8 protein-coding genes are annotated in these 13,620 nt (G+C 64.9%); 7 read left to right on the top strand and 1 reads right to left on the bottom strand.

The genetic code is table 11. The features are described from left to right. Positions 1-30: 30 nt before the first annotated feature. From ptsP to XW59_RS18925, 7 genes are all read left to right on the top strand, one after another. Positions 31-2,301 (top strand): phosphoenolpyruvate--protein phosphotransferase, encoded by a 2,271-nt coding sequence (gene ptsP, locus XW59_RS18955; protein ID WP_047147256.1) that lies wholly within the window; start codon positions 31-33, stop codon positions 2,299-2,301. Positions 2,302-2,313: 12 nt separating this feature from the next. Beyond that, positions 2,314-3,393 carry a peptide chain release factor 1 gene (prfA, locus tag XW59_RS18950; protein ID WP_047147255.1) on the top strand — a complete coding sequence of 360 codons (1,080 nt, stop codon included), beginning with the start codon at positions 2,314-2,316 and terminating at the stop codon, positions 3,391-3,393. After that, positions 3,386-4,294 carry a peptide chain release factor N(5)-glutamine methyltransferase gene (gene prmC, locus XW59_RS18945; protein ID WP_047147254.1) on the top strand — a complete coding sequence of 303 codons (909 nt, stop codon included), beginning with the start codon at positions 3,386-3,388 and terminating at the stop codon, positions 4,292-4,294. The genes prfA and prmC overlap by 8 nt, the downstream gene beginning before the upstream one ends. Before the next feature lie 203 nt (positions 4,295-4,497). Further along, on the top strand, positions 4,498-5,187 hold the full coding sequence (locus XW59_RS18940; protein ID WP_246666146.1) for a DUF4167 domain-containing protein: 690 nt from the start codon (positions 4,498-4,500) through the stop codon (positions 5,185-5,187). Between the two features lie 232 nt (positions 5,188-5,419). Beyond that, positions 5,420-8,032 carry an ATP-dependent chaperone ClpB gene (gene clpB, locus XW59_RS18935; protein WP_137327060.1) on the top strand — a complete coding sequence of 871 codons (2,613 nt, stop codon included), beginning with the start codon at positions 5,420-5,422 and terminating at the stop codon, positions 8,030-8,032. Positions 8,033-8,183: 151 nt separating this feature from the next. Continuing rightward, a complete protein-coding gene (locus XW59_RS18930; RefSeq protein ID WP_052958296.1) occupies positions 8,184-9,674 on the top strand; it encodes a L,D-transpeptidase in 1,491 nt (496 codons plus the stop codon). An 80-nt stretch (positions 9,675-9,754) separates the two neighbouring features. Further along, positions 9,755-11,284, top strand: coding sequence for an MFS transporter (locus XW59_RS18925; protein WP_047147252.1), 1,530 nt, complete (start codon positions 9,755-9,757; stop codon positions 11,282-11,284). A gap of 30 nt (positions 11,285-11,314) precedes the next feature. Here XW59_RS18925 and XW59_RS18920 read toward each other — a convergent pair whose 3' ends face one another. Continuing rightward, positions 11,315-13,252: a M23 family metallopeptidase gene (locus XW59_RS18920; RefSeq protein WP_047147497.1), complete on the bottom strand. Its 1,938-nt coding sequence runs from the start codon at positions 13,250-13,252 to the stop codon at positions 11,315-11,317. Positions 13,253-13,620 lie beyond the last annotated feature (368 nt).

Raw genomic sequence — 13,620 nt, 5'->3', positions numbered from 1 at the left:
ATGCCGTTCCGTTGGCGTTGGAGACAGCCGATGCGTGATACGGCGGCAGGCCCGCGTACATTGCTGAGACGACTGCGGGAGCTCATGGCGGAAGCGCTCGAGCCGCAGGAACGGCTTGACCGGATCGTACGCGAGATCGCGCAGAACATGGTCGCCGAGGTCTGCTCGCTCTACGTGCTGCGCGCCGACTCGGTGCTGGAACTCTACGCCACCGAGGGTCTCAACCCCGGCGCGGTTCACTTGGCGCAGCTACGGCTGGGGCAGGGCCTGGTCGGCACGATCGCCGCGAGCGCGCGGCCGCTCAACCTCAGCGACGCGCAGAAACATCCCGCCTTCGCTTACCTGCCGGAGACGGGCGAGGAAATCTACCATTCCTTCCTCGGCGTGCCGGTGCTGCGGGCAGGACGCACGCTCGGCGTGCTCGTCGTCCAGAACAAGACGATGCGGCAATATCGCGAGGACGAGCTCGAAGCGCTCGAGACCACCGCCATGGTGATCGCCGAGATGGTGGCGACCGGCGATCTCGTCCGGTTGACCCGCCCGGGTCTCGAACTCGATCTCAGCCGACCCGTCAGCCTCACAGGCATGTCGCTCAACGAAGGCGTCGGGCTCGGCCACGTGGTTCTGCACGAACCGCGTATCGTGGTCACCAATCTCTTCAACGAGGACAGCGAGGAAGAGCTCGCGCGCATGGAGGAGGCGCTCGGCTCGCTGCGCCTTTCCATCGACGACATGCTGTCGCGCCGCGAGGTCGCGTTCGAGGGCGAGCATCGCGAGGTGCTGGAAGCCTACCGCATGTTCGCCAACGACCGGGGCTGGGTGCGCCGGCTGGAGGAGGCGATCCGCAACGGCCTCACCGCGGAAGCCGCGGTCGAGAAGGTGCAGAGCGACATGCGCGCGCGCATGCTGCACATGACCGATCCCTATCTGCGCGAGCGGATGAGCGATTTCGACGATCTGGCGAACCGGCTCCTGCGCCAGCTCATGGGGCGCGGGCCGGAGGCGATCGCCGCTTCGCTGCCGCGCGACGCGATCATCGTCGCAAGGTCGATGGGCGCCGCCGAGCTTCTCGACTACCCGCGCGACCGGCTGCGCGGGCTGGTGCTGGAGGAGGGCGCGGTGACCAGCCACGTCGTCATCGTCGGCCGCGCCATGGGGATTCCCGTCACCGGGCAGATGAAGGGCGCAGTCTCCATGTCGGAGAACGGCGACGCCATCATCATCGACGGCGACGAGGGCATCGTGCATCTGCGCCCGCAGGCCGACGTCGAGGCGGCCTATGCGGAAAAGGTGCGTTTCCGGGCACGCCGGCAGAAGCTCTATCGCGAATTGCGCGGATTGCCTTCGGCGACGAAGGACGGCGTCGCGATCGACCTGATGATGAATGCGGGGCTCGCCGTCGACCTTCCGCAGCTCGCCGAATCCGGGGCTGCCGGCATCGGGCTTTTCCGCACCGAGCTGCAGTTCATGGTGGTTTCGGCGTTCCCCCGCGCCGAGGCGCAGGAGCGGCTTTACCGCGACGTGCTCGACGCGGCGAAGGGCAAGCCGGTCACCTTCCGCACCATCGACATCGGCGGCGACAAGGTGCTGCCCTATTTCAAGGGTGTGGCGCAGGAGGAAAATCCCGCACTTGGCTGGCGGGCGATCCGCCTGACGCTGGATCGCCCGGGTCTCCTGCGCACGCAGATGCGTGCGCTTCTGAAAGCAGCCGGCGGACGCGAGCTTCGCGTCATGCTGCCGATGGTGAGCGAGATCGCCGAGATCAGACAGGCGCGCGAGATCATCGACAGGGAGGTGCGGCACCTGTCGCGCTTCGCCCACCACTTGCCCACCAGCCTCAAGCTCGGAGCGATGATCGAAGTCCCCTCGCTGCTGTGGCAGTTGGAGGAACTGATGCAGGCGGTCGACTTCGTCTCGGTCGGATCGAACGATCTGTTCCAGTTCGTCATGGCGACCGATCGCGGCAATACGCAGCTCGCCGACCGGTTCGATCCGATCTCGGTGCCCTTCATGCGCCTTCTGAGGCAGATCGCCGACATGGGGCGCGAAACCAACACGTCGGTGACGCTTTGCGGCGAGCTGGCCGGGCGGCCGCTCTCGGCGATGGCCCTGCTCGGCGTCGGCTACCGCTCCATCTCCATGTCGCCGGCCGCCATCGGCCCGGTGAAGGCGATGCTGCGCGAACTCGATGTCGGCAAGCTGACGGCGTTTCTAGACGAGACGCTCAACGCGCCGACATGCGAGAAGAATCTGCGGGCGATGCTGCAGCAATACGCAGAAGAGAACGAAATCCCGCTTTGACGAGCCCCATCAATGGTTGAACTGCCGCGCGAACGCATGGATCAGGTGCTGAAGCGTTTCGAGATGCTCGAAGCGCAGATGGCGGCCGGCCCTGCGCCGGATGTCTACGTCAAGCTGGCTTCCGAATATTCCGATCTCCAGGAGATCAACGGGAAGATCCGTGAGCTGCGCGCCGCCGAGGACGAGCAGGCCGATCTGGAGGCAATGCTTTCCGACAAGTCGATGGACGCGGAGATGCGCGCTCTCGCCGAGGCCGACCTGCCGGGAGTGGAGGACCGCATAGAGGCGCTGCAGAAGGAGATCCAGATACTTCTCCTGCCGAAGGACGCGGCGGACGAAAAGAACGCGATCCTCGAAATCCGCGCCGGTACCGGCGGCGACGAGGCAGCACTTTTCGCCGGCAACCTCTTTCGCATGTATGAGCGCTTCGCCGCCTCTCGCGGCTGGCGCTTCGAGGTGGTCTCGGCCAGCGAAGGCGAGGTGGGCGGCTTCAAGGAGGTGATCGCGACCGTATCGGGCAAGGGCGTCTTCTCGCAGCTCAAGTTCGAATCCGGCGTCCACCGCGTGCAGCGCGTGCCGGAGACGGAAGCCGGCGGGCGCATCCATACGTCTGCGGCGACGGTGGCGGTGCTGCCGGAAGCGGAAGACGTCGACATCGAGATACGGCCCGAGGACATCCGCATCGACACGATGCGTGCTTCCGGAGCTGGCGGCCAGCACGTCAACACGACCGATTCCGCGGTGCGCGTGACGCATATCCCGACAGGCATCGTGGTGGTTCAGGCGGAGAAGTCGCAGCATCAGAACCGCGCGCGCGCCATGCAGATCCTGCGCGCCCGGCTCTTCGACATGGAGCGCGGCAAGGCGGCCGACGAACGCTCGGAGGCGCGCCGCCTCCAGGTGGGGTCCGGCGACCGCTCGGAGCGTATCCGCACTTATAACTTCCCCCAGGGCCGCATCACCGACCACCGCATCAACCTGACGCTCTATAAGCTCGATCGGGTGATGGAAGGCGAGCTCGACGAGATCGTCGACGCACTGATCGCCGATCACCAGTCGAAACTGCTGGCCGAGATGGGCGCCGATGCCTGACGACCGGGCGCCGCGTACTCTTGGTGCCCTGCTGGCATATGTCCGCAAGGCTCTCGAGAACGCGGGCAAGGCGGAGGCCGCGCTCGATGCCAGGATCCTGGTGGAACATTTCACCGGAGCCAGCAGGACGGATGCGGTGCTCGATCCGGGCCGGGCGGTCGGAGAGGAAGCGGCGCTCGCAGTGACCGAGGCGCTGCGACGGCGGCTTGCCGGGGAACCGGTTTACCGCATTCTCGGCTTTCGCGAGTTCCATGGGCTCAAGCTCTCGCTCTCCTCGGAGACGCTGGAGCCCAGGCCCGACACCGAGGCTCTCGTCGATCTGGTGCTTCCTTTCGTCAGGGATGCCGCCGCGCGCGATGGCGCATGCCGCATCCTCGATCTCGGGACGGGAACCGGCGCCATCGCACTTGCACTGTTGAAGGAAGTGGAGGCGGCCGAGGCGATCGGTGCAGATATTTCATCGCAGGCGCTTGCAACGGCGCGTGCCAATGCCGATATATCCGGAAATGGCGGACGTTTCCGGACCGTATGTTCGGACTGGTTTTCAGATATCGAGGGTCGCTTTCACCTTGTCGTCTCAAATCCGCCCTATATCCGTTCGGACGACATGCTGCATTTGCAGCCCGAGGTGAGGAACTTCGACCCCCTGCGCGCGTTGGATGGTGGAGCGGATGGCTTGCATGCCTACAGACAAATCGCCGCGCGCGCGAACGAGTTTCTGATGGACGGCGGACTGGTGGCAGTCGAAATCGGACATGACCAGCGCGAGGAGGTTACCGTGGTTTTCAGGGCGGCGGGCTTCATGCTGGCGGATTCGACGCGAGACCTGGCCGGAAACGACAGAGCCCTTGCATTTCGGCCGTTGGAGGCCGTGCAAAAAACGCTTGGCAACCGAGGATAATGCCGCTAGGTTCCCGCTACCGGATGAGACGAAGCAGGCAGTGCTGTTATCGATTCGGTTCCCAAGGAACAAGCTGCCTTCTGCGTGAACTACGCCGTGGCTTCGTGCGGGGCTCGCCCGGATAGTGACATGAACCGAAACAGGATCACATGTGGCGATAGCGCGTTTGGTGCGACTGGTCGCCGATAGGAGACGCGAGATGGATGGCGCTGGCCATCCCTCCCGGCAATGATAATTTCTCAAAAGAAGAGAAGCTTATGAGGCCACAGCAGAACAGGCGCATGCGCGGACGCGGCAACAACAATAATAACAACAATAACAACCGCAAAGGCCCCAACCCACTTACCCGCAGCTACGAAAGCAACGGTCCGGATGTGAAGATCCGCGGCACCGCGCAGCAGATTGCAGAAAAATACGGCACGCTGGCCCGTGACGCGCAGAGCTCCGGCGATCGCGTGATGGCGGAGAACTATCTCCAGCACGCCGAACACTACAACCGCATCATCATGGCTGCCCAGGCGCAGCAGCAGGTCCAGCAGGTACGCGACGCGCGCGACGAGGACGATTTCGACGACGAGCGCGACGACATGGAAGCCCAGGCGGGCACCGGCGAGCAGCCTGCGCAGCGGCAGAACAACGGCACCGGTCCGCAGCCCGTGATCGAGGGCACGCCGGCCGAAGTCGCCCTGGAGCAGGGCTCGATCGGCGGCAATGAGCAGAAGCCTGCCGAGGCGGCGCCTGTCAACGGCGCTGACGAGAACGCCGCGGAAGAGCCGGCTCCGAAGCGTGCGCGCCGCCCTCGTCGTCCACGCGTCAAGGCGGGCGAGGAAGCTTCCGCCGAGGCCGGCGGACAGGGATCGGCGGACGAGCCGGTTTCCGAAGCCGCGCAATAGGCGATCAGCCGGTTGGCGATATCTGAGAATGGCGGGATTTCGGTCCCGCCATTTTTCGTTTTGCGGGTAGTCCGCACTCTCTTGAGGTGGAAGCGGGAATTACCCATATCTGCCTTGCAGGATCTGCCATACAGCATTGCCGAGACTTGTTTTTCGTCATTGTCCAAGGGGGTCCGTCACCGCAATCTGACCCGGTGCCGCAAAGCGGGCCGGCGATGGAATGGAGACGCAGATGAACATTGAGAAATATTCCGAGCGCGTTCGGGGCTTCATCCAGTCGGCACAGACGATGGCCCTTTCGCGCAATCACCAGCAATTCACGCCCGAGCATCTCCTGAAGGTGCTGGTCGATGACGGCGAAGGGCTCGCCGCCTCCCTGATCGAGCGCGCCGGCGGCCGGCCGGGCGACGTGAAGCTCGCGGTCGAGGCAGCTCTCGATGCAATGCCGCGCGTCGAAGGCGGAAACGGCCAGCTCTATCTCGCGCAGCCGCTGGCCAAAGTGTTTTCCACCGCCGAGGAACTGGCGAAGAAGGCCGGTGACAGCTTCGTGACCGTGGAGCGTCTTCTCCAGGCGCTGGCGATCGAGAAATCCGCGAAGACTTCGGAAATCCTGGCCAATGCCGGCGTGACCCCGACCGCGCTCAACCAGGTCGTCAACGACCTGCGCAAGGGGCGAACGGCCGATACGGCGAGCGCCGAGCAGGGCTATGACGCCTTGAAGAAATACGCGCGCGACCTGACGGCAGACGCTCGCTCGGGTCATCTCGATCCGGTCATCGGCCGCGACGACGAAATCCGCCGCGCCATCCAGGTCCTTTCCCGGCGCACCAAGAACAATCCTGTGCTGATCGGCGAGCCCGGCGTCGGCAAGACGGCGATCGCCGAGGGCCTGGCGCTGCGCATCGTCAATGGCGACGTGCCGGAATCGCTCAAGGACAAGCAGTTGATGGCGCTCGACATGGGCGCTCTGATCGCCGGCGCGAAATATCGCGGCGAGTTCGAGGAACGGCTGAAGGCCGTGCTGTCGGAAGTCACCTCCGCCGACGGCAACATCATCCTCTTCATCGACGAAATGCACACGCTGGTCGGCGCGGGCAAGGCGGACGGCGCGATGGATGCGTCGAACCTGCTCAAGCCGGCGCTGGCGCGGGGCGAACTGCATTGCGTCGGCGCCACCACGCTCGACGAGTACCGCAAATATATCGAGAAGGACGCGGCCCTTGCCCGCCGCTTCCAGCCGGTCTTCGTCGACGAACCGACGGTCGAGGACACCATCTCGATCCTGCGCGGGCTGAAGGAGAAGTACGAGCAGCACCACAAGGTGCGCATCTCCGACTCTGCGCTGGTGGCGGCCGCGGCGCTGTCCAACCGCTACATCACCGACCGTTTCCTGCCCGATAAGGCGATCGACCTCGTCGACGAGGCCGCATCGCGGCTCAGGATGCAGGTCGATTCCAAGCCCGAGGCGCTCGATGAAATCGACCGCCGCATCATGCAGCTCAAGATCGAGCGCGAGGCATTGCGCGTCGAGAAGGACGAGGCTTCGAAGGATCGGCTGAACAAGCTCGAATCGGAACTCGCCTCGCTCGAGGAGGAGTCCTCCGAGCTGACGGCGAAGTGGCAGGCCGAAAAGCAGAAGCTCGGTCTTGCCGCCGACCTCAAGAAGCAGATCGACGATGCCCGCAACGAATTGGCGATCGCGCAGCGCAAGGGCGAATTCCAGCGCGCCGGCGAGCTTGCCTATGGCAGGATCCCCGAGCTTGAGCGCCGGCTCACGGAAGCCGAGGCCAAGGATCAGGACGGCGCCGGCGGAATGGTTCAGGAAACCGTGACGCCGGACAATATCGCGCACATCGTCTCCCGCTGGACCGGCATTCCGGTCGACAAGATGCTGGAGGGCGAGCGCGAGAAGCTGCTGCGCATGGAGGATGAGATCGGCAAGCGCGTCGTCGGTCAGGGCGAGGCGGTCCAGGCCGTCTCGCAGGCGGTGCGGCGCGCCCGCGCCGGGCTGCAGGATCCGAACAGGCCGATCGGCTCGTTCATGTTCCTCGGCCCGACGGGCGTCGGCAAGACCGAGCTGACCAAGGCGCTTGCCTCCTTCCTGTTCGACGACGAGAGCGCGATGGTGCGCATCGACATGTCGGAGTTCATGGAGAAGCATTCCGTCTCCCGGCTGATCGGCGCGCCTCCCGGCTATGTCGGCTATGAAGAGGGCGGAGCTCTCACCGAGGCGGTGCGGCGCAGGCCGTATCAGGTCGTGCTTTTCGACGAGATCGAGAAGGCGCATCCCGACGTCTTCAACGTCCTCCTGCAGGTGCTCGATGACGGCCGCCTGACCGACGGGCAGGGCCGCACGGTCGACTTCCGCAACACGCTGATCATCATGACCTCGAACCTCGGCGCCGAATATCTCGTCGCGCTGGGCGAGGGCGAGGATGTCGACAAGGTTCGCGACGAGGTGATGGGTGTCGTGAAGGCGTCGTTCCGTCCGGAATTCCTCAACCGGATAGACGAGGTGATCCTGTTCCACCGCCTGCGCCGTCAGGACATGGACCGGATCGTCGAGATCCAGCTCGACCGGCTGGAGAAGCTGCTTTCCGACCGCAAGATCCAGCTCAAGCTCGACGCGACGGCGATCCACTGGCTGGCCGAGAAGGGCTACGACCCGGCCTATGGCGCGCGGCCGCTGAAGCGGGTGATGCAGAAGGAACTGCAGGACCCGCTGGCCGAGCGGATATTGCTGGGCGACGTGCTCGACGGCTCGATCGTGAAGATCACGGCGGGTTCGGATCGCCTGAACTTCAAGACCTCGAAGTCGCGGGTCGAAACGAGCGAGGCAGCCTGACCACAGCCACGCAAAATCGCAACGAAATCAGGATGGCCGCCGCAAGGCGGCCATTTTCATGTCAGGTTCATGTTCGATGCTACATAGCGAATCTGCCGCCCTCCGCATGTCCGTGCGGCCCGCAACGAAATAGACGACGAGTTGTGCCGGAATGATCGCAAGACTGCTCCCGTTCATTGCCTTCGCATTCCTCGCGCCGGCCATGGAAGCCGAGGCGCGCGCCTTTTCCGGCGTGGCGGAAACAGACCGGGTCGAGGATGAGACGACGGGCCTCGTCCAGCTCGCGCAGGCGCGCGAGGTCGAGATATTCTACGACCGGTATGGCCGCGAGGTGCTCGTCGACATCTATACGGGCGAAGTGGTTGCGATCCGTGAGCCGCAGGAAAGCGAGTTCCGGTCGGTCGAGCCCCCGCGCTCGAGGGGCTGGGGCAACCCCGACGCTCCGCCGCGGGATGGCTATTATGTGGATCGCCCCGACGATTCGGCACGCTCGCGCCGCGAGCAGCGCATGCGTGAGCTCGGACGGGGCGAACCGCCGCAACAGCCTTTCCCGGAATATCGCGATTATGGCGCCGGGCCCGAGCCATATCCGGAGCAGCCCTATCCGGAGCAGGACGATCTGGCGCGAGAAGAACCCGGGTTTCAACCGCCGCCCATTTCCCGCGACGTCGAGCGGGCGCCGCTGGGCAATGACAGCGCGGCGATCACCGGCCCCGGCTCGTCACCCGGGGCGATCATCGAGGAACCTGGCACCGGCCTGCCGGACGTGACGGCCCAGCCGCAGCCCGAGGTCAAGGGCGCGAGCGAGGACGTTGCGAAGATACAGATCCTGCTCGACCGGGCAGGGGCTTCGCCCGGCGTCATCGACGGCCGCATCGGCGACAATGTGAACAAGGCCATCACGGCCTATCGGGAGATCACCGGCGAAGCGCTGCGCACCTACGACAACGAGTTCATCGACGCGCAGCTTCAGGCGACGGGCGGCGACGCGTTCACCACCTATGAAATCACCGCCGTCGACGCCGCGGGGCCGTTCGTGGCCTCCATTCCGGACGATTACGGCGAGAAGGCCAGAATGGAGCGGATGGGCTTCGTATCGGTGACCGAGATGCTCGCCGAGCGTTTCCATATGGACGAGAACTATCTCAAGGCGCTCAATCCGGGCGTCAATTTCAACCGGCCGGGCACGATCGTCAGGGTCGCCAATATCGGCAAGCAGAAGACCGGCGAGGTCACCAGGATCATCGCGGACAAGGGCAAGAAGCAGGTGCGGGCCTATGGCCCGGACGGCAGGCTGGTCGCCATCTATCCCTCGACCATCGGCTCGCAGGCGACGCCGTCGCCGACCGGCACGCACACGGTGGAGCGCATCGCGGTCAATCCGGAATATACCTACAATCCGAAGATCAACTTCAAGCAGGGCAACAACGACCGGGTGCTGACCATCCCGCCAGGTCCCAACGGCCCGGTCGGCACGGTGTGGATAGCGCTTTCGAAGCCGACCTACGGCATTCACGGCACGCCGGAACCCTCGAAGATCGGAAAGACCAATTCCAATGGCTGCGTGCGCTTGACGAATTGGGACGCGCAGGAACTGGCCAAGATGGTCAAGGTCGGCGCGACCGTGGAATTCGTGGAGTAGCAGGCCGGACGACGCCGGTCCGCCAATCGGCGTCGCGTTGGTGAATTGCGAAATCGCCTCACGGGGATAAGTTGCGAAGGATGGACAGATCCTTCGCGACGGCAACCGAACTCCCCGAAGCCACCAGGCGGACATTCTGTCCGCCTGCGTCGCGCAAATACGTACTTCTCACCGCGATTCTTGCTTCCAGCATGGGCTTCATCGACGGTTCCGTGGTCTCGCTCGCTATGCCGGCGATCCGCTCCGACCTCGGCGCGACGCTCGTCGAGGCGCAATGGATCAACAATTCCTACATGCTCTTCCTCGGCGCGCTGGTTCTGATCGGCGGAGCGGCGGGCGACGTCTTCGGCATACGCAATATATTCGCGGCCGGCATCGCGGTCTTCGTCGTGATGTCGCTTGCCTGCGCGGTGGCGCCGGACAGCCAGAGCCTGATCGTCATGCGCGCGCTGCAGGGTGTCGGCGCCGCCTTCATGGTGCCGAGCAGCCTCGCCATCATCGCCAAGTCATACCCGGCCGAAACGCGGGGCAAGGCGATCGGCATCTGGGCCGCGTCCTCGTCGCTGACCACCGCCTTCGGTCCCTTCATCGGCGGCATGGTGCTCTCCTTCGGCGATGCCTGGATGTGGCGATTGATATTCGCGATCAACGGGCCCATCGGCCTCGTCGCGCTCGGCCTGATCTATCTGCGCATCCCGAGCGACCGGCCGACGGGTATCCGCAGGCTCGACATTCCCGGCGCGCTGCTCGCGACGCTGGGTCTCGGATCACTTGCCTGGGGGTTGACCGCATTCGGCCAGCCGGCCGAACAGCGCGTCCTGACACCCGTGGTCTGGCTCGCCGTCGGTGTTGCGACAGCGGTCGCCTTCGTCTGGTGGGAACGGCGCGCCCGCGCGCCGATGGTCAAGCTCGATTTGTTCCGCTCGTGGGCGTTTTCGGGTGCGAATCTCTACACTCTGGCGCTCTTTCTTGCCTTCAGCGCGGTGCTCTTCTTCCTGCCGATGACGCTGGTCTCGGCCTGGAGCGCGTCGGAGTGGCAGGTCAGCTTGATGCTCCTGCCGCTATCGCTGGCGATCGGCCTGCTTTCCGGTCTTGCGGGACGGTTCGCCGACAGGCACGGACCGCGCATGATCCTGACCGCCGGAGCCGCGCTCGTCGGGCTTTCCTTCACGCTGCTCGCGCTCACCATTCCGCTGATGGATATGTGGCGCGTGACCTTTCCGGTGCTCGCCGTAATGGGGCTGGGGATGGGCCTGCTGGTTTCGCCGCTGTCGACGGCCGTGATGCTGGCGGCGCCCGATTCGGACGCCGGGCTCGCGTCGGGCATCAACAATGCGGTCGCGCGCGTCGCGGGCCTGCTGGCGGTCGCCGCGCTGGGCGCGGTGGCCGGAATCGTCTTCGATCGCGTGTTCGCGGATGCCGCCCCGGGCATCGAGTTCGGCGTCACGTTACGCAACGGGCTGACGCCGTCCGTCGGCATGCTGCGCATTCAGGCGACCAATATCGCGTTCCAGGTGATCGCGGCGGTTTCGGCGGCGATGTGCTTTCTCGCGGCGGCGATAGCCTGGTTCACGCAACCTTCGTGGGAAAAGCCGGAAAAGGCCGAATAGATCGCTCGGACCCGCCGCCGATTTGGCGGATCAGCGGCTCGCCATCTTCAGACCGGACTGTTCGTCCTCGAGCAGGGTGTCGATGCGCTCCTTCTCGCGCAGGAACACCTCGAGCTCCTCGCCCTGCAGCGCCTTGCCGGACGGCAGGCGCACGCGCATCGGGTCGACCTTGGTGCCGTTGACGATCAGCTCATAGTGAAGATGGTCGCCGGTGGCGAGGCCGGTGGAACCGACATAGCCGATGACCTGGCCCTGGCGCACCTTGGCCCCCGGCACGATACCCTCGGCGAGGGCGCTCTGATGGTTATACGAGGACTGATAGCCATTGGCGTGGCGGATGATGGTCTGGCGACCGTAGCCGCCGGTCCATCCGGCCTTCTCGACCGTACCGTTGCCGGACGCGATGATGGGCGTGCCGCGGGGGGCCGACCAGTCGACACCCGTATGCATCCTCGTATAACCGAGGATCGGGTGCTTGCGCGCGCCGAAGCCGGAACGGAACTGCCCGTTCGGGACAGGATTGCGCAGGAGGAACTGGCGCGAGCTGCGGCCTTCCTCGTCGAAATAGTCGACGGACCCGTCTTCCATCTGGAAACGGTAGAAGGTGCGAGCCGCCCCGCCGAAGGTAGCCTTGACGTAGAGCAGCTCCGACTGGTCGGTCGCCTTGTCCTCCACGTCCGGCTGGGAGAAGAACACTTCGAGGGCGTCCTGCGGGTGAAGCCGCGACTGGAAATCCACGTCGGAGGCGAGCAGCCTGACGAGCTGCTGGGTCATGGTCCGCGACATACCGTAGGAATAGGCGGCGCGGTAGATGCCGTCATAGACCAGCGGAGCTTCGCCACGGGTCCTGACGACCGGCTGCGTCGCATCGAAAGCGGTGAGGATCGCCGGGTTCTGCTCGGGCTCGTCGGCCGGCACATACTGATCGCGGTCGTTGAGCGCGATCGTCAATATGTGGCGCGTGCGGTCGTATACGCTGGTGCGGACGATGCGGCCGATCTCGCCGCGCGTCTCGATGCCGAGTCGCAGCACCGTGCCCGCCTTGAGCGATTTAGCGTTCAGGAGCTTGGCGACCGCGGCCGCCATGCCGCCGGCGTCCTCGCCCTCGTAGCCGGATTCGCTCAGCGCCTCGACGATGTCGCGATCGGTGCCGAAGGGAATGATGTCCTCGGCATATTCGACCGAGGGCTCGTCTCCGGGTTCGCGCGGGGCGATGGACACGTTTTCCGGCGTGATCCTGACGCCGTAGGAAGCGCCCAGCGTCTGCGTGGCGAGCGTCTCGCCGAAACGCTGCGGATCGACATAGTGAAGCGCCGCGACCTGAATGGCGCCGTCGGTGAGGATAGCGCCGGTGGTGCGCACGACATTCTCCACCTCGTCCGCGGAAAGGTCGTTCATCTCGTCGAACGAAGCGGTCTGCAGGGGGAAGTCCAGCGTCTTGAGGCTAACCTCGCTCTCCACCTTGGCGCCGTAGATGACACCGGTATTGGCGGTCTGCACCGCGCCGTCCTCCGCGAAGACCTCGAGCGGATCGAAGGGAGGGTAGTTGCGGTTGGTGGTGTGGCCGGCGGCGAGCGCCATCTTGACCTGGACGAAGGGCATGGTGCGCACGACGTCGCGGTCGCCGACCTTCGTCATGGTCGAAACTTCCATGCGGCGCTTGTCGCGAAACTTCGTCAGCGTGCGCGGCGCCGTCAGGCGACCGGCCTTCGCAGTCTCTCCGGATTCGCCGCCTGCGCTCATACTGGAGAGGTTGAGGATTTCCGGCGGCGTGGCCAGCAATTCGCGGCCGTCGAGAGCCGCGACGAGCGCGACCCCCATGAGCACGCTGGAGGTGACGCCTGTAAGGAAGGTGCCCGAAAGCCATCTCGCGGAGACTTCGCGACGGTCCGGCGGCCCGCTGCGGCCGTCGGCGACGAGCGGCGGTTCGTTGCCGAGCGCGGCTATTGTCTCGTCGGTGTCATTCATCGAGGATGGCAGTTTCGTCCCCTGGGCGATTTGCCCCTGATTGTTTCGCGGCATGACAATTGCCCGTCATACCGCCCCAAGTCAATGAAAGTGCTGGCTTCTCCGGCCGACAACTACAATTTCGTCCCGGGCTCCCTATATAAGGGGAGCGGCCTGCCTGAACCTTGTGCGCGTTTTTCCGCGAAAGCTCCCCCGGGAACGGACGTGGATTTTGCGAGCAGCCGGATCGTGTCGTCTGGCGTATGGGCGGAATGGGGCTCCATTGTGACCTTCCCCTACGTCGGCTCAAATTCGGTGCAAGTGTCTGTTTTGCCCACGGAATAAGCCGGAGACGGCGCGTCACAAAAAATACAAGAAAGTTGGATTTT

This window comes from Aquamicrobium sp. LC103 (genome assembly GCF_001014615.2).
GTDB lineage: Bacteria > Pseudomonadota > Alphaproteobacteria > Rhizobiales > Rhizobiaceae > LBCQ02.
The sequence above is the reverse complement of the archived record's forward strand: the minus strand, read 5'-3'. Positions and strand labels throughout refer to the sequence as shown.